This is a genomic window from Agromyces cavernae (assembly GCF_021044935.1).
Lineage (GTDB): Bacteria > Actinomycetota > Actinomycetes > Actinomycetales > Microbacteriaceae > Agromyces > Agromyces cavernae.
The window spans coordinates 885,290-906,531 of sequence record NZ_JAJNMP010000001.1 but is presented as its reverse complement, the minus strand read 5'-3'; the positions used below and the strand labels follow the sequence as shown (position 1 = coordinate 906,531).

General features: G+C 70.8%; 25 protein-coding genes. 10 read left to right on the top strand and 15 right to left on the bottom strand.

The window, feature by feature from the left end; genetic code table 11:
• Positions 1–60: 60 nt before the first annotated feature.
• Positions 61–900 carry a class II glutamine amidotransferase gene (locus tag LQ757_RS04160; protein WP_231045933.1) on the bottom strand — a complete coding sequence of 280 codons (840 nt, stop codon included), beginning with the start codon at positions 898–900 and terminating at the stop codon, positions 61–63.
• A 313-nt stretch (positions 901–1,213) separates the two neighbouring features.
• Between LQ757_RS04160 and LQ757_RS04155 the strand changes: the two genes are divergently transcribed.
• Together LQ757_RS04155 and LQ757_RS04150 are read left to right on the top strand one after the other, a co-directional pair.
• Positions 1,214–2,515, top strand: a complete 1,302-nt coding sequence (locus LQ757_RS04155; RefSeq protein ID WP_231046310.1) for an MFS transporter — start codon at positions 1,214–1,216, stop codon at positions 2,513–2,515.
• A gap of 127 nt (positions 2,516–2,642) precedes the next feature.
• Entirely contained in the window at positions 2,643–5,801 is a 3,159-nt protein-coding gene (locus tag LQ757_RS04150) for a M14 family metallopeptidase (protein WP_231045932.1), read from the top strand.
• Between the two features lie 171 nt (positions 5,802–5,972).
• Here LQ757_RS04150 and LQ757_RS04145 read toward each other — a convergent pair whose 3' ends face one another.
• A complete protein-coding gene (locus tag LQ757_RS04145) occupies positions 5,973–6,425 on the bottom strand; it encodes a methyltransferase family protein (protein WP_231045931.1) in 453 nt (150 codons plus the stop codon).
• Positions 6,426–6,473: 48 nt separating this feature from the next.
• Positions 6,474–7,172 carry a hemerythrin domain-containing protein gene (locus LQ757_RS04140; protein WP_231045930.1) on the bottom strand — a complete coding sequence of 233 codons (699 nt, stop codon included), beginning with the start codon at positions 7,170–7,172 and terminating at the stop codon, positions 6,474–6,476.
• Between the two features lie 210 nt (positions 7,173–7,382).
• Between LQ757_RS04140 and LQ757_RS04135 the strand changes: the two genes are divergently transcribed.
• Together LQ757_RS04135 and LQ757_RS19350 are read left to right on the top strand one after the other, a co-directional pair.
• Positions 7,383–7,670 (top strand): DUF1905 domain-containing protein, encoded by a 288-nt coding sequence (locus tag LQ757_RS04135; RefSeq protein WP_231045929.1) that lies wholly within the window; start codon positions 7,383–7,385, stop codon positions 7,668–7,670.
• Positions 7,671–7,696: 26 nt separating this feature from the next.
• A complete protein-coding gene (locus LQ757_RS19350; RefSeq protein ID WP_231045928.1) occupies positions 7,697–8,503 on the top strand; it encodes an MOSC domain-containing protein in 807 nt (268 codons plus the stop codon).
• Positions 8,504–8,623: 120 nt separating this feature from the next.
• Here the strand turns inward: LQ757_RS19350 and LQ757_RS04125 are convergent, their stop codons facing one another.
• Together LQ757_RS04125 and LQ757_RS04120 are read right to left on the bottom strand one after the other, a co-directional pair.
• Positions 8,624–10,036 (bottom strand): HNH endonuclease signature motif containing protein, encoded by a 1,413-nt coding sequence (locus tag LQ757_RS04125; protein ID WP_231045927.1) that lies wholly within the window; start codon positions 10,034–10,036, stop codon positions 8,624–8,626.
• Positions 10,037–10,251: 215 nt separating this feature from the next.
• Positions 10,252–10,764, bottom strand: coding sequence for a methylated-DNA--[protein]-cysteine S-methyltransferase (locus tag LQ757_RS04120; RefSeq protein WP_231045926.1), 513 nt, complete (start codon positions 10,762–10,764; stop codon positions 10,252–10,254).
• A gap of 139 nt (positions 10,765–10,903) precedes the next feature.
• Here LQ757_RS04120 and LQ757_RS04115 point away from each other — a divergent pair, with 139 nt between their 5' ends.
• Positions 10,904–11,578, top strand: coding sequence for an O-methyltransferase (locus tag LQ757_RS04115; protein WP_231045925.1), 675 nt, complete (start codon positions 10,904–10,906; stop codon positions 11,576–11,578).
• A gap of 21 nt (positions 11,579–11,599) precedes the next feature.
• On the opposite strand, the gene LQ757_RS04110 is transcribed toward LQ757_RS04115, so the two are convergent.
• The 6 genes from LQ757_RS04110 to LQ757_RS04085 all read right to left on the bottom strand — a co-directional run bounded on the left by LQ757_RS04110 (position 11,600) and on the right by LQ757_RS04085 (position 14,153).
• Positions 11,600–11,992, bottom strand: a complete 393-nt coding sequence (locus tag LQ757_RS04110) for a DUF1801 domain-containing protein (RefSeq protein ID WP_231045924.1) — start codon at positions 11,990–11,992, stop codon at positions 11,600–11,602.
• Between the two features lie 40 nt (positions 11,993–12,032).
• A complete protein-coding gene (locus tag LQ757_RS04105; protein WP_231045923.1) occupies positions 12,033–12,398 on the bottom strand; it encodes a PIN domain-containing protein in 366 nt (121 codons plus the stop codon).
• Positions 12,395–12,640 (bottom strand): AbrB/MazE/SpoVT family DNA-binding domain-containing protein, encoded by a 246-nt coding sequence (locus tag LQ757_RS04100; protein ID WP_231045922.1) that lies wholly within the window; start codon positions 12,638–12,640, stop codon positions 12,395–12,397. The genes LQ757_RS04105 and LQ757_RS04100 overlap by 4 nt, the downstream gene beginning before the upstream one ends.
• 32 nt (positions 12,641–12,672) lie before the next feature.
• Entirely contained in the window at positions 12,673–13,329 is a 657-nt protein-coding gene (locus tag LQ757_RS04095) for a hypothetical protein (RefSeq protein WP_231045921.1), read from the bottom strand.
• A 177-nt stretch (positions 13,330–13,506) separates the two neighbouring features.
• A complete protein-coding gene (locus LQ757_RS04090) occupies positions 13,507–13,893 on the bottom strand; it encodes a type II toxin-antitoxin system VapC family toxin (protein WP_231045920.1) in 387 nt (128 codons plus the stop codon).
• A complete protein-coding gene (locus tag LQ757_RS04085; RefSeq protein WP_231045919.1) occupies positions 13,890–14,153 on the bottom strand; it encodes a hypothetical protein in 264 nt (87 codons plus the stop codon). Before LQ757_RS04085 ends, LQ757_RS04090 begins: the two co-directional genes overlap by 4 nt.
• Positions 14,154–14,334: 181 nt before the next feature.
• Between LQ757_RS04085 and LQ757_RS04080 the strand changes: the two genes are divergently transcribed.
• Positions 14,335–14,508 carry a hypothetical protein gene (locus LQ757_RS04080; RefSeq protein ID WP_231045918.1) on the top strand — a complete coding sequence of 58 codons (174 nt, stop codon included), beginning with the start codon at positions 14,335–14,337 and terminating at the stop codon, positions 14,506–14,508.
• 135 nt (positions 14,509–14,643) lie between these two features.
• Positions 14,644–14,913 (top strand): DUF1876 domain-containing protein, encoded by a 270-nt coding sequence (locus LQ757_RS04075; RefSeq protein WP_231045917.1) that lies wholly within the window; start codon positions 14,644–14,646, stop codon positions 14,911–14,913.
• Between the two features lie 50 nt (positions 14,914–14,963).
• Here LQ757_RS04075 and LQ757_RS04070 read toward each other — a convergent pair whose 3' ends face one another.
• Both LQ757_RS04070 and LQ757_RS04065 read right to left on the bottom strand, forming a co-directional pair.
• On the bottom strand, positions 14,964–15,767 hold the full coding sequence (locus tag LQ757_RS04070) for an SDR family oxidoreductase (RefSeq protein ID WP_231045916.1): 804 nt from the start codon (positions 15,765–15,767) through the stop codon (positions 14,964–14,966).
• Positions 15,764–15,910, bottom strand: coding sequence for a hypothetical protein (locus tag LQ757_RS04065; RefSeq protein WP_231045915.1), 147 nt, complete (start codon positions 15,908–15,910; stop codon positions 15,764–15,766). The genes LQ757_RS04070 and LQ757_RS04065 overlap by 4 nt, the downstream gene beginning before the upstream one ends.
• Before the next feature lie 98 nt (positions 15,911–16,008).
• Between LQ757_RS04065 and LQ757_RS19515 the strand changes: the two genes are divergently transcribed.
• From LQ757_RS19515 to qcrB, 3 genes are read left to right on the top strand one after another with little or no spacing between them, the layout of a single operon-like run.
• Positions 16,009–16,419, top strand: coding sequence for a sigma factor (locus tag LQ757_RS19515; RefSeq protein WP_372459621.1), 411 nt, complete (start codon positions 16,009–16,011; stop codon positions 16,417–16,419).
• A 13-nt stretch (positions 16,420–16,432) separates the two neighbouring features.
• Positions 16,433–17,077 (top strand): sigma factor-like helix-turn-helix DNA-binding protein, encoded by a 645-nt coding sequence (locus tag LQ757_RS04060; RefSeq protein ID WP_372459620.1) that lies wholly within the window; start codon positions 16,433–16,435, stop codon positions 17,075–17,077.
• A 21-nt stretch (positions 17,078–17,098) separates the two neighbouring features.
• Positions 17,099–18,808, top strand: a complete 1,710-nt coding sequence (gene qcrB / locus LQ757_RS04055) for a cytochrome bc1 complex cytochrome b subunit (protein WP_231045914.1) — start codon at positions 17,099–17,101, stop codon at positions 18,806–18,808.
• Positions 18,809–18,832: 24 nt separating this feature from the next.
• Here qcrB and LQ757_RS04050 read toward each other — a convergent pair whose 3' ends face one another.
• A complete protein-coding gene (locus tag LQ757_RS04050; protein WP_231045913.1) occupies positions 18,833–20,497 on the bottom strand; it encodes a S8 family peptidase in 1,665 nt (554 codons plus the stop codon).
• A gap of 166 nt (positions 20,498–20,663) precedes the next feature.
• Positions 20,664–21,143 carry an Hcp family type VI secretion system effector gene (locus LQ757_RS04045; protein WP_231045912.1) on the bottom strand — a complete coding sequence of 160 codons (480 nt, stop codon included), beginning with the start codon at positions 21,141–21,143 and terminating at the stop codon, positions 20,664–20,666.
• Positions 21,144–21,242 lie beyond the last annotated feature (99 nt).

The following is a 21,242-nucleotide window of genomic DNA, read 5'->3' as shown; positions in this document are numbered from 1 at the left end:
GTCCGGCCGCGCGTGTGTCGCCACCGAACGCACCCCCGGCCGGGCGCCGGACGGCGGCGGCTATTCCCGGGCGAGGAACGGCTCGTGGTGGTATCCGGTCGCGTCGAGGATCGCCACGGTCGACTCGGGGACCTCGAGGAACGCCCCCGGCAGTTCGTTGAGGGGCTCCGAGACGACGACGTGCGCGTGCCGGCCGAAGAGCTTCAGCCGCTCCATCTCGGGGTACAGTTCGCGCAAGGTGTCGATGTCGGCGGAGTGGAAGAGCGTCCGCGACCGGCCCTGGGTCGAGTAGCGGAACGCCCAGATCGTCGCGCCGTCGGAGAGCGCCATCGTGCCCTGCATCGGGAAGCGGATGCCGTGCTCGCGCCCGACCGACTCGACCATCTGCACGGTCTTCATGATGGCGCCGATGGGGTCGTCGCGAAGTCCGAGGGTGAGCGCGAGGTGGAAGATCACCTCGGAGTCGGTGGTGCCGTGGATGTGCGGGTAGAGCGACGGGTCGACCGCGAACACGAGGTCGCGCTTCATCTTCACGAAGTCCCCGAGGAACCCGTTGTGCATGAACATCCAGTTCTCGTAGCGGAACGGATGGCAGTTCGTCTGCTGGATCGGCGGGCCGCCGGCAGCGCGCACGTGGCTGAAGAACAGCGGACTCTCGATGGCCTCGGCGAGCTCGCGCAGGTTCTGGTCGTTCCAGGCGGGCTCGATGCTGTGGAACAGGGCGGGCCTCGTTCCCGCCGCCGAGCCGTCCGGGTACCAGCCGAACCCGAAGCCGTCGCCGTTCACCGTCTCGGCCCCGAGCGGCGAGTTCAGCGACTGCTTCACGAGCGAATGCTCGGCGTCGAGGATCACCGTCGACGGTTGGAGCGGTTCACCCGAATATGCAAGCCAACGGCACATGTCCTCATCCCCCTGCGCATCGTCGCTGATGCAGGCTGCCGGGCGAGCGCCGTCGCAGCCCACGCTGCAGCCACATGGTAGCCGCGTGCGGGCGCGGCGTCACGCGGTTCGGTCCCCCGCGACTCCGACACTGATGCCACAGGGCATCAGTGTCGGAGTCACCCCATCGCGCCGACCGCCATCCGCTCACCCGGTCGCGACCACGCGCCGGGCTACGCTTGAAGGGACCCGGGCCGCCCTGCCCGCACCATCGCCCGCGACATCCGAAGGCCGGCCCGTGATCACGCTGCCCCCGCTCCCGCGCCCGTGGCGCATGTGGCTGCTCTGGGGCGTCGGCGTCACCGCCTACGTGCTGTCGGTCACGAACCGCACGTCGCTCGCGTCGGTCGGCGTCGACGCGGCGGTTCGATTCGATGCGGATGCCTCGACACTGTCGATGTTCGCGGTGATCCAGTTGGCCGTGTACGGGCTCATGCAGATCCCGGCGGGGCTGCTGCTCGACCGCTACGGTGCACGCCCGATCATCACGATCGGCATGGTGCTGATGGCGGCCGGCCAGCTCGTGATGGCGTTCGCGCCGAACGTGGGCGTCGCGATCCTGGCCCGCATGTTGCTCGGCGCGGGCGATGCCGCGGTCTTCCCGAGCGTGCTGCGCGTGATCGCGACGTGGTTCCCCGACCAGAAGGCGCCGGTCATGGTGCAGATGACGGGGGTCATCGGCCAGGCGGGTCAGCTGCTGGCCCTGTTGCCCCTCGCGGCGCTGCTGCACGCGACGACGTGGAGCGTCGCCTTCGGCAGCCTCGCCGGGCTCTGCGTGCTGTTCGCGGTGCTGACGTACGCCGTCATCCGCAATCGTCCGCCGGGCCGCGACGCCGACGTGTCGGTCGACACCTCGACGGGCGTGATCCGTGCCGTCACGTCGGCGGCCGACCTGCGCGAGGGCTTCCGCGAATCGTGGGCGCACCCGGCGACTCGACTCGCGTTCTGGTCGCACTTCACGACGCCGTTCGCGGGGACGGCGTTCGTGATGCTGTGGGGCTTCCCCTTCCTCACCGTCGGCGAGGGGTTGTCGCCCGCGCTCGCGTCGCTCGTGATCACGGTGTTCGTCGTGTTCGGCATGTTCGCAGGCCCCGTGATCGGCGCACTTTCGAGCCGGCACCCGATGCGCCGTTCGCGCATGCTCGTCCTCCCGACCGTGGCCGTGCAGGTCGTCGCGTGGCTCGTCGTCCTCGCCCTTTCCGAGCCGGCGCCGCTGTGGCTGCTGTTCGTTCTCGCGTGCGCGCTCGCGACCGGCGGCCCCGCGTCGATGATCGCGTTCGACCACGCCCGCACCTACAACCCGAGCCACCGGCTGTCGACCGCCACGGGCATCGTCAACGGCGGCGGCTTCCTCGCGGGCCTCATCGCGATCTTCCTCATCGGCCTCGCCATGGACCTGCAGGGCGCCGGCACCCCCGAGACCTACACCCTCGACGCGTTCCGCATCGCGTTCCTCACGCAGGTGCCGCTGTGGCTGCTCGGCTCGGCGTTCATCGTCATCGAGCGCAAGCGCACGCGGCTGCACATCGGCCTCGACGAGCCGCGCCCGCGCCGCCGCGACCGCGACCACGGCTGAAGAGTGGGTTGACGACCTCCTCCGTCGCGGCCAATATGAGGAAGGTTCGGGTGGGGACATCCGCCTCGCTCGAATGATCGTGGACCACCGTCACCGAACGTGCCGATCGGCACAAGGGGGTTATGCCATGCTCCGTCAGCTCGCCGTCGCATCAGCTGCAGCGCTCATCCTTACCGGCCTCGTGGCCGCGCCGAGCGCAGCGAGTCCCGCGCCACCACCGGGCGGCGACGATCCACTCGCCGTGTACACCGGCACCGTCGATCGCGAGGGCCTCGCCGCCATCGTCGACCTCGGCGTCGACCGGCACGAGCTCGTCGCGACACCGACCGCCGAGTCATCCGACCGCGTCGAGGTGCAGGTCATCCTGAGCGGCGACCAGGCCGCCCGACTCAACGCGCAGGGTGCCGAACTCGTCGTGAAGGATCCGGCCGCGCAGCGCCGGTCGCTGCAGGCGACCGACGGGGTGTACCGGCAGTACTACCCCGAGGGCGGGCTGCTCGACGAGCTCATGAGCCAGGCCGCGGCACATCCCGGAATCGCCGAGTTCCGCGTGATCGGGCAGACGGAAAACGGCAACGACATCGGTGCAGTGCGGGTCACCGGCGACGTCGCGAAGCAGAAGAAGGACGGCAAGCGGCCGACCACCCTGTACGTCGGTGCACAGCACGCGCGCGAATGGATCACGCCCGAGATGATCCGGCGCCTGCTCGACCTGTACGTGACGTCGTACGGCAGCGACCAGCGCATCACCGACATTATCGACTCGACCGAGCTGTGGTTCGTGCCGGTCGCGAACCCCGACGGCTACGACTTCTCGTTCGAGCCGGGTCAGCGTTTGTGGCGCAAGAACCTGCACGACAACAACGGCGACGGCGTGATCACCACGGGTGACGGCGTCGACCTGAACCGCAACTGGGCCACCCGTTGGGCCTACGACAACGAGGGCTCGTCGCCGAACCCCGCGAGCGAGACCTACCGCGGCACCGGGCCGAACTCCGAGGCCGAGACGCAGGCGATGGACTCGCTCTTCGCGTCGACGACGCCGCAGTTCCTCGTGAACTACCACTCGGCGGCCGAGCTGCTGCTGCACGGCATCGGCTGGCAGGTGTCGACCCCGTCGCCCGACGACGTGATCTACGAGGCGATGGTCGGCGACGACGCGAACCCCGCGGTCGAGGGCTACGACCCCGACATCTCGGCCGAGCTGTACACGACGAACGGCGACACCGACACGCACGCGCAGGAGGAGTACGGCACGCTCGGCTTCACCCCCGAGATGACCACCTGCGAGACGGTGTCGAACTCGATCCCCGACGACGAATGGCTCGCCGAGGACTGCCAGAGCGGATTCAACTTCCCCGACGACGAGGAACTGATCCAGGCCGAGTTCGAGAAGAACATCCCGTTCGCGCTCGCCGTGGCCGAGTCGGCGCTCGATCCGGATGACCCGGTGTCGGTCGTGGACCGCGAGGCCGAGGACTTCCGCGTCGACAGCTTCGAGGTGTCGTACGGCGACCCGCAGCCCGTCGCGGTGACCGCCAAGCGAAGCCTCAAGGCGAAGTCGATGTACTACTCGATCAACGGCGGCAAGACCACCAAGGCCAAGCTCAGCGAGTGGGCCGGCGGCGAACGCTACGGCTTCGAGAACACCGACTACTACGCCGAGTACCGGGGCGTCGTGACGGGTGCGAGCCCGGGCGACAGCGTCGAGGTGTGGTTCGACGCGCAGGAGACCGCGGCCGATGTCGGGCCGGGCGAGAAGCCGGGCAAGACCGAGAGCGAGCACTTCACGTACGAGCTCGCGCAGGACTCGGGGAGCCCCGTGCTCGTGCTCGCGAACGAGGACTACACGGGCTACAACCCTGAGGATCCGCCGCGCAACGATGGGCTGAAGTACCTCGACGAGCATGTCGCGGCGCTCGAAGCCAACGGCGTGACGCCGGCGACGTGGGATGTCGACGCGCAGGGCGTGCCGCACGACCTCGGGGTGCTCTCGCACTTCGACGGCGTGATCTGGTACCTGGGCGACAACCGGCTCACGATGGATGAGGAGGATGTGCTGACCGACACGTTCCTCTTCGGCGAGCTCCCCGACCTGGCCGTCGCCGAACGGCAGCAGTACCTGACGATGTCGGTGCGCGACTACCTCAACGAGGGTGGCAAGTTGGCGCACGCCGGTGAGACGACGGGGTACTTCGGACTGCTCGGCGACCAGATCGGCGGCATCTACTACGGCCTCGACGGTGCGCCCGAGTCGGAGTGCGTGGTGACCGGGGACTTCTTCTCGGACTGCCTGCTGCTCGCCGACGACTTCACGCAGTACTGGCTGGGCGGGTACGCGCGCGGAGCGGTTGCCGCCGAGGGCGTGAACGGCACGGCGGAGCCGTTCGACGGCTTCGACGGGCTCTTCGGAGGCCCGGCCACGGTCGACAACCCGATCGACGAGGTCGGCTCGTTCACCGTGACGAGCGAGCGGTTGCCCCTCGACCAGTTCCCGCAGTTCGAGAGCTGGCGCGCGGCCGACTACACGGCTGTGACGGGCAGGATCGTCGCGGTCGAGGGCGACTTCGCCGCCGCGGCGACGCATGTCGACGACGGGTACCAGCGCCTGGGTCGGACCTTCGACCTGAGCGGCGTGTCCGCTGGCGATGCGCCGACCTTCGAGGCGCAGATCGCGTTCGCGACGGAACCGGGCTACGACAACGTCATCGTCGAGGCGCGGCCCGTCGGCACGGATGACTGGACGACGCTCCCCGACCTCAACGGCGGCACGTCGACGGCCGTCCCGCCGGACTGCGACCAGGGCTTCTACATCGGAGGCCATCCGCAGCTCGAGCACTACCTGACGCTGGGCGACCCGTGCCTGCCGACCGGCTCGACCGGTGAGTGGAACTCGTTCACCGGTTCCTCGGGCGGCTGGATCCCGGTGGCCTTCGACCTCAGCGCCTACGCGGGCGGGCAGGTCGAGGTGGTCGTGAGCTATGTCACCGACCCGGCATTCGGTGACGACGGCCTCATCGTGGATGACACGCGGCTCGTCGTGGCTGGGTCCCCCTCGCAGGCGGAGGGCTTCGAGGCGGGCTTCGGCGCGTGGTCGGTGCTCGGTCCGCCCGAAGGAAACGCCCCGAACCTGAGCGATTTCGAGATCGCCGACGGCCTCGGCGATGTCGTCGCGGTCACCGCGACGCCCGACTCGCTGCTCTTCGGGTTCGGGCTCGAGCAGCTCGATTCCGATGCGGCACGTGAAGACGTCGTCGCGAGGATCCTGACGCACTTCGCCGGGTAGCGAAGCGCCGATGAACGGATGTCCCGCCGCGGGGTTGCCCGCGGCGGGACATCCGTTTTCGTCGGTCGAGTAGCGCCCCGACGAAGGAGGGACGCGTATCGAGACCCCAGCGGGACATCCCTCTCCGCGGGTTGAGGAGGCGCGAAGCGCGGTCTCGAAACCGTCGCCGCTTCAGCGGATCCCGCGCCGGAACAGCAGCAGCGGAGTGCGCTCGGCGTACTCGCGATACTCGTCGCCGAAGGCGTCGAGCAGCCGGTACTGCTCGACGTGCGCCTTGATCAGGAGCACGAGGGTGAGCAGCAGCCACACCACGCCGAGCTCGGGTCGTGCCCGCCACAGCACCCACCCGGCCGTCGCCAGGATCAGGCCGAGGTAGATCGGGTTGCGGGTGAACCGGAACACACCGGTGGTGCGCAGCGAAGCCCCTTCCTTCGGTGCGACCCACACCACGAGTTCACGGCCGAGGGCCACCGCGCCCGCGATCGCGATCGCGGCACCGAGCAACAGCAGCAGCACGGCGACCGCGGTGATCGGCGGGGAGCTCCACAGCGGCGGCCCGGGAAGCACGAGCAGGCCGAGCAGCACGAACTGCGCCCAGACCAGCCAGTTCGCCCGATCGGCCATCGCTGACCGCCTCCCTACCGGTTGCCCGCGTCAGGCGCTCAGCCCGCGCTACACCGGGCGATCGCCGACGAGTTCGGCGCGGTTCGCCTCGTACTTGGGCTTGCCCATCCATCGCCAGATGAGTCGCACGGGCGGAGGCAGGTGCTTGCGCTGCCACTCGGCGCCCCCGTCGGGCTGCGCGGCGAGGATCGCCCCGAGTTGGAAGAACATGCGTCCCTTCGGCGTGGCCTTGCGGCCGTGCTCGCCGAGCGCATCGACCTCGGTCTGTGTCAGCACCGTCTCCATGACGGGGACGATGTTGTGCTCTTCGTCGCCCAGGTGCTCGTTGAGGGCGGCATTGACGCCGTCGAGCGCGATGCCGAGCCTCGCCGCATCCACGGACCTCGCGTTCGCGCGCCAAGTCGGCATGGCGGAGTCGAGTGCCGTCAGGTGCACGAGCAGTTGCGCGTGCTGTGCCTTCATGCGCTCGACGTGCGGCTGGCACGAGGGCGCCCGCTGTTCGAGCGTGCCCCAGAGCATGCTGTCTTCGCCCTCGTGGTGTGCGTGCAACCCGGTGGAGAGCATCGCGAGGTGGTCGGCGACGATGCTCGCGTGCGCGGTGTCACCCTCACGCACCCCGTCGATGAGGGCCCGTGCTTCGCCGAAGCCCGCGCGGAACATGCGGTGGATCTCGGCCATGCCGCTCGCGTCGCAGATCTTGGGACCGGCGGGCAGGTCGCCGCTTGGAGGCAGGGCGGTCGCGGGCATGACGGCTCCGTTCGTGACGTTGAGTGCCTTCGCGCGAAGGATACGGCGAAGACGGATGTCGCGACAAGACCCCGTCCGGGCCACGGCGGTCGCAGTGCTCGGGGCAGGAGGCGCAGCGTGGCGGCGCGGACACGCGCAGCGTGCGGCCGCGGACACGTGCGGCGTGCTGGCGCGGAGCCGGTGTCGTGCGCGGCGAGTAGCATCGCGCTCATGCGCATCCGCTTCACGGCTTCGATCTACGAATGGACGGCGCGACGCAACTGGTTCTTCGTCGACGTGCCGCCCGAGCCGAGCGCCGACATCGCCGACCAGCCCCGAATGCCGCGCGGCTTCGACTCGGTGCGCGTCACCGCGACCGTAGGTACGACCACGTGGAACACATCGATCTTTCCCGGCGGCGACACGTACGCGCTGCCCCTCAAGGCCGCGGTCTTGAAGGCCGAGGGCATCGGCCGTGGCGACGAGATCACGGTCGACCTCGACGTGCACGACGGGTAGCCAGACGGGTCGGGTAGCGTACTCGAGTGCACGTCACACAGCTTCGGATCTACCCCGTCAAGTCCTTCGCCGGCCTCGATATCGTCTCGGCCGAGGTGCTGCCGTGGGGACTCGCTGGCGATCGTCGCTGGGGCGTCGTCGACCTGAACGGCGTTCCCGTCACCGCCCGCGAGCGCAACTCGATGCTCGGCCTCACCGCCGAACCGCTCGCCGACGGCGGACTGATGCTGGGCGGCGGCACGGGCGGCAGCGGCAGCCCGTTGCGGGTCGACGTGCCGACCGATGCCTCACCCATCGCCGTGGGCCACTCGCGCCAGGGAACTGCGCTCGCGGCGGGCGACGAGGCCGACGAGTGGCTGAGTGCTCGCCTCGGTGGGCCCGTGCGATTGGTGTGGCAACCCGATCCCCGCGCCCGCAGCGTGAACCCGAAGCACGGCGGACTTCCGGGCGAGGCGCTGACGCTCGCCGACGCCGGCCCGCTGCTGCTCACGAGCGAGGCCTCACTCGCACAACTCGATGCGTGGACCGACGATGCGACTCCCCCGCTCGACATGCGACGGTTCCGCCCGAACGTTGTCATCGACGGCGATGAGCCGTTCGCCGAGGAGCGATGGTCGCACGTCGACCTCGGCGGCGTGCGCTTCCGGGTGACGTCGCACTGCGACCGCTGCGTGATGACGACGATCGACCCCGACACGCTCTCCCGCGGCAAGGAGCCGATCCGCACGCTCGCGAAGCACCGCCGTCGCGACGGCAAGACCTGGTTCGGCGTGCGGCTCGTGCCGACGACGCAGGGCGCGATCCGCGTCGGCGACGCGGCGCAGGCCTGTTAGCGCGACCTCCGACCGCGCGGCACGACCTCACGACACGCGTCGCTTCCGCTCGTCACCCACCATGCGTCAGCAAAGGCGTCTCCACCGCCCCTCACCACCGCAGGTCACAACCACGCCAGGTCACGCAGCCGACCCCGATCTTCGCTCGAGCCGGTCTGCCACCCTCGTCGGCGACTTCGTCGAGTCGCGCCACCCGCCGCCCGGGTCGAGCCAGACGGGTGGGCGGATCTGCGGCACCCCGCGCTGCATGCGGATGCCCCACCCCGACGTGTCGATGGAGCGGTGGTGGAACCAGCACAGCAGCACGCCGTTGTCTGGGTGGGTCGGCCCACCGTCGACGTCGGGGATGACATGGTGGATCTCGCACCACGATGCGGGCACGGAGCAGCCGGGGATGAGACATCCGCCATCGCGAAGCGTGATCGCGCGCCGCTGCTGCGGCGTGAAGCAGCGCTCTTGCGAACCGAGCTCGATGATTCGACCGCGATCGTCGAAGACGACCCGCTGCGTGCCGCCGGTGCACATCAACTGACGCACGGCCCTGAGCGACACCGGGATCTCGACCCCGTCGGCGTGGCCCGCCCCGCGACCGGCGGCGAGGTCGGACGCGCGCACGCTCACGATCACGGTGGGAGCGGCACCGCCGATGCTCGGATGCTCGCCCGACCTCGCGGCGGTCTCGATGACCGCCGCCAGCACGTCGTGGCATTGCTGGTCGCTCGTGCGCTGCTCACCGGAGATGTCGAAGTGCGCGGCCTCTTCGTCGGTCACGAACCCGGTGCTCGACCTCGGCGAGAGGTGTGCGTCGAACAGCCGTGTGAGTCCGGCCGCGACTTCGGGCATCAGGTCACCCCGGATCGGGATGAGCCCGTCGCGCGCACGTCCGAGTCGTACGCCGCGGCGCAGCATGGCGCGATCGTCGTCGGGCTCGGGACCGTCTTGATCGAGGAACGCGGCCCACGCCTGCGCCTGTACCCGCACCTCGTCGGCGGCACACCGAACCGTGCTGGCACCCGCGACGCCGCCGTCGCCGGTCGCCGCAGCGACGAGTTCGTGTTCGGCCGCCGCGAACTTGACGGGGTCGGCGATGCGCCGGGGCCGATCGAGTTCGCGCACGATCGTGCTCGCGGGGTCGGCCCCGAGCACGCCGGCCGCGAGGGCGGCGGCGACGCCCGGGAACTCGGCGTCGAGCGGTTCGCCGGTGAAGCCCACACGGGCGCGGGTCGCCGCCCCCAAGGTGATGCGCCGCCGCGCCTCAGCACCCGAGACCTGGGTCACCCGCTCGAGGAGTTCGGATGCCGACCGGCAACCGCGCCGCGCTGAAAGCCGTTCACTGCCCAGCTCGGCGCGGGAGCGCTCGTCGATCTCGCCGGCACACGCGGCCCGGTGCGCGTCGATGACTCGCCCCACCGCCTCGATCGACGCCGTGGCGGCGAGCAGCTCGTCGTCGGACCACCCCGCCGGATCGTCGAACCGCAGCACCTCGAGGAGCATCGAGCGAACCTGCTCGAGTGCTTCGGCGACTGCGGTCATGGCTCCATCCTGCCGCGACCCACTGACATTCAATCGAGCCCGAAATCGCAGGTCAGCCTGTGAATAACTTCCCGTAGCGTGCCCCTGTGGAGGACAAGTCGCACGCCCGCTCACCCCCGCCACAACCGCACGTCACCAGCTGGAACGGCCGCACCTCGAACACCCCCGACCGGTCACCGTCGCCCTCGAGCACCACGCGCGACGCGACATCCCGATCAGAACAGGCGCGCCTGCGCGACGACGGCCGCCCCTTCGAGCTCGAGCAGCAGCCGCTTGCGCTCGAGACCGCCGGCGTACCCGGTGAGCGATCCGTCGGCGCCGACGACGCGGTGGCACGGCACGACGATGCTCAGCGGGTTGCGGCCGACCGCACCGCCGACGCGCCGGGCGAGGTTGCGATCGCCGAGCCGCGCGGCGAGCGTGCCGTACGTCGTCGTCTCACCGAATCGGATGTCCCGCAGCATCGCCCACACCGCCTGCTGGAACTCGTCGCCGGTGGGAGCCAGCGGCAGGTCGAACGTGGTGCGCGTGCCGTCGAGGTACTCGGCGAGCTGCTCGCCGAACCGGGTGATGAGCGCGTCGCCGCGAGCGTCGACCTCGACGCCGATGGTGTCGGCGGCCGGCGGGTGCCAGTGCGCCGGAAAGTAGATGCCCGACAGCGCGCCGCCGTCAGCGACGACGAGCAGCTCGCCGAGCGCCCTCGTGAGGGTCGCGTGGCGGCGGGTCATGACTCCATCATCGCCCGCCTGCCGCGCCGGCGCGTGGAGTTCGGTGGCGGGTATCGGACCTCCACACGGCACTGACGCACGGCCGTGGGGCACGTACGTAGGCATTGACGCACGGCCGCACCGCGATCAGGCTGGCGGCATGGCGGACTCCACCCCCGAGAACTGGCGGCGTGTCGACCGGTATCTCGCGACGACCCTGATCGACGACGACCCGACGCTGAGCGGCGCCGTGGCCGATTCCATCGCCGCGGGCCTTCCCGCGATCGAAGTCACGCCCCTGTCGGGCAAGCTGCTGCACCTGCTCGCACGCATGTCGGGCGCGCGGCGCGTGCTCGAGGTGGGCACGCTCGGCGGCTTCTCGACGATCTGGCTCGCCCGCGGCATCCCGCACGACGGACGTGTCGTGACCCTCGAACTCGAACCGCACCACGCCGCCATCGCCCGCGCCAACCTCGAGCGCGCGGGCGTCTCCGAGAAGGTCGAGATCGTCGTCGGGCGTGCGGCCGACAGCCTGCCGCTCCTCGCCGAGCGCGGCGACGAGCCGTTCGACCTGGTGTTCATCGACGCCGACAAGGAATCGAACACGATCTACATCGACTGGGCCATCCGTCTCGGCCGGCCGGGCACGGTGATCGTCGTCGACAACGTGGTTCGCATGGGCGAGGTCGCCGATGCGAGCACCGACGACGCGATGGTGATCGGAGCCCAGCGCGGGCTCGAGTTGCTGGGATCCGATCCGCGAGTGGATGCCACGGCGTTGCAGACCGTCGGATCGAAGGGGTGGGACGGGGTCGCGGTCGCGATCGTCGTGTAGACGTCGCAGGGCCGTTCGGCGCTACGCCTCGGCCAGCCAGGCTCGGATGACCGAGACGATCGCGTCGCGCTCGCCCGCGAGCTTCGCCGCGTCGGGCAGCGCGAGGCTCGCCCGGATGTTCGAGTGCCACGTGAGCAGGCCGTCGGGGTCACCTGCGAACGTCGGCGCAGCGCCCTTGTCTTCGGCGCGCTCGGTGCCGAAGTGCAGGATGAGCCGCACGGGGCCTGTTCCGGCCGCGTTGATCGTGAGCCGGTCGACGCCGTCGAGCGTGTAGTCGGGCGAGTTCCACTTGACGATCTCGGTCAGCGACGGCTCGGCCTCGTGCACGAGCGCGCGCAGCGACTCCACGTCGGCACGGCGCTGCGGCGGTTGCGCGGCGAGGAACTCATCGACGGTCGCGAAGCGTTCAGGCATGAGGCGATGCTAGGGCACGGGCGCTCGCGCGGCGAGGTTCTCAGCGGATCAGCTCGGCGCGGGGTTCGACCCGCCAGGCCGCGTCGGTGGTCAGCGCCGTGGTGTCACGGCGCTCGGCGAGTGCCAGGCAGAGACGGTCGGCGAGCGAGAGCCCGGTCGCGGCATCCCAGAGCTCGGCGGCACGCTCGGCGTCGTCGATCGTGACCGGTTCGACCGTGAGCGGGTAGCTCAACAGCAGTCCCCGGGCGAGTGCCCAGTCGGCGCCGGCCGCGAGCACCTTCTGGGCGACTTCCGACCAGTTCGCCGCGGCGCATGCCCCGCCCTGCAGCAGTCGTTCGCGAACCAGTGAGGCCCCCGGCTCGTCGCGAAGGTACGCGAGCAGGGCGGAGGCGTCGAAGACGGTCACGAGCCGAGTTCGTCGCGCGCGGCCGCGCGGCGTTCGTCGAGCAACTCGGTGACGACGTCGGTGCCGGCAAGCTGATCGCGAAGCAGCCGTTCGGCCTCGTCGCGCGAGGTCAGCACGATGCCCGTGGGGGTGTCGATCGCGATGAGCGTGGTGCCCTCTGCCCAATTGCGGCGGGCGCGAATGGCGGTGGGCAGGACGACCCGACCCTTGTTTCCCACCGTGACGGTGTAAGTGCCACGCATGCTCAGAGGGTACCACCGCGGCTCGAGGAAGGTCAGCAGAACGGCTCACCCATCCAATCCACGATCGCTTCGATCCGCAGGTGGCGCGGGTCGTCAGGTCGCGAGACCGCGGATGCCGCGAACTCGCGCCGCACGCTGCGGTCGGTGCCGTCGACCGCCGTGTCCTCACGGCAGTAGGCGAAGTGCACGCGCGCGCTGGCGGAGTCTTCGATGCGTCGCAGAACGAACGCCTCGTCCACATCGACTCGCACTTCGACCGGTGTGGGCCCGCGAAGTTCGGCGGCGAGGTGAGCGCGGACCTGGTCATCCATCGCCGGAGTGACGATGTCGCCCAGATCGCCGCCGTACGGATCCCCGGCACGGGTGATCGACTGGTACTCGTCGGTGTACGACTCGAGCGTCGCCACCGCTGCGGCGAGCGCGTCTTCGTCGTCGGCGAAGACGCCGCCGGTGAGTTCGGGGTACGGCCGCTCGTCACCGCGACCACCGCCGGTGACGGTCAAGCCGTCGTCGGGGTCGCCGTCGACCGCTTCACTGAGTGCTGCGGTGGGAGGGTTCGACGGCGCGGCCGGCGGGTTCAGCGGCGGGCCCGACGGCGGGACGCATCCCGTGAGGAACAGGCTGACGAGCAGTATCGCTGCGGCACCCGCACGTGTGCGTCGGATGGCGATCGAGGATTCACGGGGCATGACGCGAAGGTACGCGGCGCCGGCAGCCTCGCCGGAGGTGCTCAGGCGCCCTGTGGTGTACCCGCGATCGGCGCCCGCTGTGGAGGACGAGTTGGCCCCGCACAGGTCCGGCACTCCGGCACTTCGGCACTTCGGCACTCCGGCACTCCGGCACTCCGGCACTAGCACGCTCGCGGTTCAGCCGGCGACGACCGGAACACCCAGTGCGACTGCTGCCTCCGCGAGGCGTGCATCGAACGTCGCGAGCGGATGCCGCGACTCGACGGCGACATCGAGCACGCAGCAGTCGGGCAACTTCAACCCCGAGTCGACCCGCAGCTGCGCGAGCCGCGCAGCACTGCCGGCAGGGGGCGCCCACTCGCCGATGCCGAGCGACGCGAGGGCCCTCGTGGCATCTGCACCGCGCCCGACGCGCATCGGCCCGACGAGGATCTCGGTGAGCGTCAGGGTGTGCACGACGAACTCGTCGCCGGCATGCTCGCGGAAGAACTCGGTCGCTCGCGCATGATGGGCGTCGCCGGCAGCAAGGTGCGCGATCACGACGCTCGCATCGAGCACGATCACTCGCGCCACTCCTCACGCAGGCGCTCGAGATATCCGGGCTCGTACGCCTCATCGAGGAGTCCGGCCGTTTGCATGACCGCCGCGATGCGGCGCGCCCGCTGCTCGACGGCACTGTGCTCGAGTGCGTCGGCCCCGGCCGCCAGCAGGCGCACGACGCGCTCGGCGCGAGTCGCATCGGGCCAGGCCGCCTCGGCGACCTTCAGCGCGCGCTCGACCTCGGGCGTCTCGGTCACCTGGAACCGCGGTCGCGTGGTCGGCATGCGTCGAGTGTACCACCGCGCACAGAGGTGGTACACCTTCGCCAGCCCACGGGCGCGTCAGCGCTCCGGATCGGCCTCTCGGCGGGACATCCGATCGCCGGAGGTCGACGCCGACAACGCGACCGGCGAGAATGGAAGGAGCGAAGATTGCTCGTGTTCCACCCGGGGAGGGAGCGCCGCCATGACTCGACGCGACAAAGACGAGGCCGAGCTGGGCTACGAGGAGATGCAGCGGATCGAGGGCGAGGACGTGCTGCCCGGTCCCTCACGCGCCGACGAAGACGGTCGCAATGCGGCGCGTCGCGCGGCATCCGGCTGGGGCGGCCCCTGGGTCTCGAGCGACGACGAGCGCTGACGTCCCGAGCACCTCGGTGGTCCCACCGCGCTGACTCGCGCGCGGCGTCGGGTTGCGACATCCGACCCCTCGCCGCACTCGCAGCAGGTCGCTACCCTTGGACTAGGAACCAGACCGGGGAGGGTGGCGAGTTCCATGAACGCGACGAAGCAGTGGAGCATCACCGTCGAGATCGACGAACAAGACGACACCACGCTGGCGCACGTCAGCCTGCGCACGCCCGCGGGTCACGATGTGACCGGCGTCGGCCACGCACAGCGCAACCCGCTCGACCCGAGCGTGCCCGAGATCGGCGACGAGCTCGCGGTCTCACGCGCGCTGCGCAACCTCGCCGAGCGACTGCTGCACACGACCGAGAAGGACATCGCGGGCGCCACCGGCGAGCCGGCGCACCTGCACCGGTAGGAGAATCGGGCCGCGGTCGCCAGACTCACGGAGTCCGCGCGATCCACTCGTCACGCCGCGACATCCGCAACTGCCCGCGGCCGCACCGACGTGTGGTCGGCCGACCGCAGCCACTCGTCGAAGGTGATCGCCGCTCGCGTCGCGTCGTCGCCTCCGCGGAGCACGCCCGAAGCCGACGCGCGCCCGTACGCTCCTGGCAGCGGGAACTCGACGACCAGCCGTCCGAGACCGTCGTGCGCGAACATCTGCTGCACCAGGGCGGCGAGTCGCTCGTCGCGCGGACCCGTGAGGTCGCGCGCACGACCGGCCGGCCCGGCCTCGGCGAGCTCGACGAGCCGCGCACCCACGTCGCGCGCCGCGACCGGGCGCATCCGCACGACCGGGATCGCGGTGAGCAGCCGGCCGATCGACGTGCGCGCCGTCATCTGCTCTGCGAACTCGTGGAACTGCGTCGCGCGCAGGATCGTGTGCGGCACCGGGCCCGCCTCGACGAGGCGTTCCTGCACGAGCTTGCCCGCGAAGTACGACGCGTCCACGCCGTCGATGCCGACGATCGAGAGCGCGACATGGTGACCGACACCGGCGGCGCGCTCGGCGCACAGCAGGTGCTCGGTCACCGCGGTGAAGAACGCCCGCGAGCGGCCCGCTGACGTCGTGGTGACGCTCGTCACGTCGATCACCGCGTCGACCCCGTCGAGCGCGGCGGCGAGCGGGGTTCCCGCCGGTCCGGTGCCGCGCTCGAGGTCGTTCCCGGCCCGGCGGGTGAGCGGCAGGATGTCGTGCCCGCGCGCCTCCGCCGCGGCGACGACGTGTCGCCCGACGCGTCCGGTCGCGCCGGCGATGGCGATCCTCATCGGGTCGCCTCCTCGGTGGCGGGAGCGCCGAGCACGCCCGGGAAGGAGTCGTAGAACGAGCGGGGCGCGAACGCCGCCCAGCCGCCGACGAAGAACGCGATGGCCGCCGACAGTGCGAGTGCGGCCGAGTGGATTCTGCTCATGCCCGTCCTGACGACGCGGCGCGGCGATGTGTGAGGCCGCTCGCGAAACCTCACGATTCGGGCCGCGATGTCGTCATGCTTGGAGAAGGGGAGCTGCGATGACGGATGACACTGCTGGGGCCCCGACGGCCGCGGAGGCCGCGCACGAAAGACCCGAGAAGGCCGGCCCCGACGACCTCGCGGACGTGATCGACGAGCGCCGCCGGCTGCTCGCGCTGGCGTACCGCATGCTCGGCACGACCGGCGAGGCAGAGGACGCCGTGCAGGAGACCTACGCGCGCTGGTACCGGATGTCGGATGCCGAGCGCGCCGCGATCGCGAACCCCGCCGGCTGGCTGACCCGCGTCGCCGGCCGCGTGTGCCTCGACCTGCTCGGCACCGCGCGGGCGCGCCGCGAGCGGTACGTGGGCCCGTGGCTGCCCGAGCCGCTGCCGGCGGGCTACTTCGCGCGGCGGGCCGTCGGGGGGCGGGACATCCGGCGCTGCGGCAGCAACCGCCTCAGCCGGTGACGCCGGCGGCTCGGTGACCTCATCGACCGGTGTCGCGCCCGATCCCCTTGACCGGGTCACCCTCGACGAGGCCGTGAGCAGTGCGCTGCTCGTCGTGCTCGAGTCGATGACCCCGCCCGAGCGGGTGTCGTTCGTGCTGCACGACGTGTTCGCCGTGCCGTTCCCCGAGATCGCCGAAATCGTCGGCCGCTCCCCCGCCGCGATTCGTCAGCTCGCGACATCCGCGCGGCGCCGTGTCGCCGCCGAGCGCTCGCGGCGCGTCTCGCGGAGCGAGCACGACGCCGTCGTCGCCGCGTTCGCGGCCGCCGCTCAGGCGGGTGACCTCGCGGCCCTCACCCGCGTGCTCGACCCCGACGTCACCCTGCGGACGGATGGCGGCGGGCTCGTGTCGGCGGCCCGCAAGCCGGTGTTCGGCGCCGACGGCGTCGCACGGTTCATCCTCGGCTTGCTCGCGAAGTACCCGGGCGACCGGGTCGAGCCGCGGGCGACGACGGGTGGCGCGGGGTTCGTGCTCCTCCGCGAAGGCGTGGTGACCGGGGTCGTGAACCTGCATGTGGTCGCGGGCAGCGTCGCCGATGTGTGGGTCATGCGGAACCCCGAGAAGCTCGGGGCGTGGCGGGATGTCACAAACGGGCGTCCTGCGCCGTCGTATGGGTGAGACCACTCGTGAGGAGCCCCGATGCGCACGAACGTCAACCCCACCGCCGAGCACCCCCGCGCCCGCACCGGCACCGGCGCGGGGCCGGGTCGCGACCGTCGGCCGTCGGTCACCGACCGGCTCGCGGCATCCGTCGCCGATCTCACCATCTTCGGCCGGCGGGTTCGCGACATCCTCGGCGACCTGCGCCGGCGGCCGGTGCCCACGCACTGGACGAACCTGTTCGGCGTCGTGACGCTCGCCTGCCTGGTGGTGCTCACCGTCACCGGCCTGTGGCTCATGTTCTTCTACACGCCGTCGGGTGACCCGACGACGTACGACGGCGGGTACGCGCCCCTGCACGGCGCCGAGGTGTCGAAGGCGTTCGCCTCGACGATGCGGATCACGTTCGACATACCCGGCGGGCTGCTCATGCGGCAGGCGCACCACTGGGCGGCGCTGCTGCTGCCGGCGTCGATCATCATGCAGCTGCTCACCACGTTCTTCACGGGCGGGTTCCGGCGGCCGCGGCGCGGCACGTGGGTGCTGCTGTTCCTCATCTTCGTCGCGGCCCTGGCCGGCGGATGGAGCGGCTACGCGCTGCCCGACGACATGCTCTCCGGCACGGGCCTGCGCATCACGGAGGGCGTCGCGCTGGGCATCCCGGTCGTGGGCACGTGGGTCGCGTCGCTGCTCTTCGGTGGACCGTTCCCGGGCGAGATCATCGCGCGGCTGTACCCGCTGCACGTGCTCATCGCACCGGTGACGCTTTTCGGGCTCATCGCGTTGCGCGGGCTGGTGGCGTGGCGGGTCGGGCCGGCGCAGTTCCCCGGGCGCGGGCGCACGCCGTCGAACGTCGTCGGCGTACCGCTCCTGCCGACCGCCGCGGCGCGCGCCGGCGGGCTGCTGCTGATCGTGACGGGCGTGCTGCTCGTCGTTTCGGCGACCGTGACGATCAACCCGATCTGGCTGTACGGTCCCGCCTCGCCGGGCGACGCGGGAGCGGGCAGCCAGCCCGACTGGTACACCGGGTTCCTCGACGGGGCGCTGCGGCTCGTGCCGCCCGGTTGGGAGTTCGTGCTCTTCGACCGCACGTGGACGCTCGCGATCCTGGTGCCGCTCGCGGTCGTGACGGCATTCTTCGTGGTGGTCGCGGTGTACCCCTTCGTCGAGGAGTGGTCGACGGGCGACCACCGCGACCACCACCTGCTCGAGCGCCCGCGCGACGCCGCCACCCGCACCGGGATCGGCGTCGCCGGCATCGTCTTCTACGGCACCCTGTGGGCCGCCGGCAGCGCCGACCTGATCGCGACGCAGTTCAGCGTGACGATCGAGGGCGTCATCGCGACGCTGCAGGTGCTGCTCCTGGCGGGGCCGGTCATCGGCTTCGCGGTGGCGCGGCGCGTGTGCCTGGGGCTGCAACGGCGCGACCGCGACGTGCTCTCGCACGGCTTCGAGACCGGACGCATCGTGCGCCTGCCCGGCGGCGAGTACGTCGAGGTGCACCGGCAGGTCGGCGAGGACCAGCGGGCACGGATGACGCGCCCCGAGCCGCGCCTCGTGCTCGTGCTGCGACCCGACGACCGCGGCAGGCTCACGCTCGCGCGCAGGCTCAAAGTCCGGCTGTCGCGGTGGTATCTCGCCGACACCATCGACTCGGACACGGGCGAGCGCATCATGCCGGCGCCGATTCCGTCGGGCCGCAGCGCGCCGACTGGAGGGGCGTCGCTGCGGCCCACGATGCGGCCCTGACGCGCGTCGTGTCCGGCCCGACCCTCACCCGACGAACGCCTTGAACGCCTTGAACGCCACGCTCGCGATCCGATCCAGTTGCTTCGCCGTCAGCCGCCCGTCGGACTTGCGCGCCTCCCGCGCGATCGCCGCGACCAACTCGCGACGGCCGCGGATCGCGGCATCCCGCCATTCAGGATCGACCGGCACCGGCCCCTTCCCCGGCACCCACACGACACCAGGCGCATCGTCGATGACGCCGAACAGGATGTACACCCAGGCCACGTAGCGGTCGCCGATGCGCCCGAACCGGTCGTTGCGCCCGATCGCCTCGAAGATCGCCCGCAGGTTCGGCATCACCCCGATGCGATCGGTCGCGGGATCGGCGCTCGGCGTGTTGATGCCCGACCGCAGCCACGACCGCACTGCCTCGGGTCCGAGCGGGAACCCCTTGCGCGCCCGCCGCCAGCTCTGCAGCAGCACCGCGGCGCCCGTGACGATCGGGCTCGCACTCGACGTGCCGCCGAACACCCCGGTGTACTGAGTGGTCGATGTGCCGGTCCATCCGTCGCCCGTCGTGTCGACGTTCTGCCCCCACGCGAAGCAATCGATGCGGCTGCCATGATTCGAGAATCCCAAGCGCGAATGCGGGTGGGTGGACGTCGCGGCGCCGACCATGATCGCCCCGGAGTCGCGGTAGTCGGGGTCGCCGATGCGCAGGAGATGCCGGCCCTGGGCGTCGGTCCAGTCATCCAGGTCGTTGCCGCCGTTGCCCGCTGCCTCGACGACCACGATGCCGGCGTCGACGGCGTCGCGGATGGCGTCGAACACGGCCTGCTCGACTTCGACGGGCAGGTACGTCGTCGACGATCCGCCCGCCGTGGTCTGCGCCTCGAGCAGCATCACGTCACCCGGCGACATGGCATCGGCCGCCGAGATGATCGCTGCTGAGGTGCTGTAGGTGAACGTCGTGCGGTACTGCGACACCACCCGGGCGGATGCCCCGGGCGCGATGCCGACGCCGCCGCGCGTGTTGTCGGTCGCGACGACCTCGCCGAGCACCGCCGTGCCGTGCCCGTGGTAGGCCTGGCTCACACCCGAGATGATCGTGACCCCCGCCGCGGTGAGGTCTTCGTGGTTCAGGGTCCAACCCTGCTCGAGGTCGACGAATCCGATGCCCGCCCCATCGGCGGCGCCCCACGCCCACCGCGCGTCGATGCCCCCGGGCGCAGCGTCGAGGTACCCCTGGTTCGTATTGCGCGGGTCGTCGCCCGCGTTCACCGGCGGCGGGCCGGGCGGCGGCGTCGGCCCGCCCTCGACGTAGGCGGTCTCGACGTCGTCGCGCGCATTCAGCTCCTTGACGAGCTGTTCGGCGGATGCCGCATCCGGCACCGTGATCGCCGCGTATCCGTCGAACCGAGCCCGCCTGCCCCGCCCGAGGCTGCGTCGCTCATCGTCGCCGACGAGCGAGTCGAGGTGCGCCTCGCCAGCGACCCGCTTCTGGAAGTCGGCGATCACGTCGCCGAGATACGCGGTGGCCTCGATGAGGGCGACGCCGATGTCGTCTTCCTGCTCACCGGCGCGCTGATGCGGCGGGATGTCGCGCAGCCCGCGCTCACGTCGCGCCTCGTCGGTCACCTTCACCACGACGCGCGGCTGCACGTCGGGCGTTGCGATCGGCTTCGGTTCCTTGCCGTCGATGAGTCCCATGATCTCTGCTCGCTTCCGTTCCGCATGGCGGTCGTGCGTGCACGTGCAGGCGCCGCGCGCGGGCGGCCGGCCATTCCCGATGGTTACGCGTGCATTCTGCGCGGGCGTCGCGAGTGCCGCATCCGTGCGTGCCCCGAGCCCATGGTGAGAGAACTGCTTCGGCAGCTCAGATGTTCTTGTTCGCGCGCACGTCCCACTCGAACACCGACGCCGCCATCGCCGAGCCGTCGGCGTTCTGCCGACGGTACTCGATGCGGATCTTCGTGAAGCTCAGAGCCACGGTCTCGCCGAACCCGCTGCCGTCCTCCGATCCGCCTGTCGACACTGCCGTGACCATGACGTCCTGCAGCTTGATCACGAGGAAGTCCTGCTGATCGGACCCGGCCTTTCGCGCCGAGAAGACCGCCTCGGGAATGTGCGTGCCCGACGCGGAGGCCTTCATGAGATGGGGCGTTGCCGCATCGAGCAGGTGCGTGAACGAGAAGTCCTGCATCGTCACCTTGCCCGCCCCGCCGCCGCCACCTCCACCCGAGGCGGCCGACTGCGACTCGCCCCAAGCCCAACTCAGCACGTCGATCTCGTCGCGATGCCTCGCGTCCTTGCTCTCACCCTTGATCGCGCCGATCTTGATGAACATGTCGATCATGTCGCCCCCTCGCTTCGCCGGCAGGGTCGAGGATGCCGCCCCGCCCCTCTGGGAAGTCGACTCCCCGAAGCTGTGGGCCGCATCAGTGCGGCCACCGAC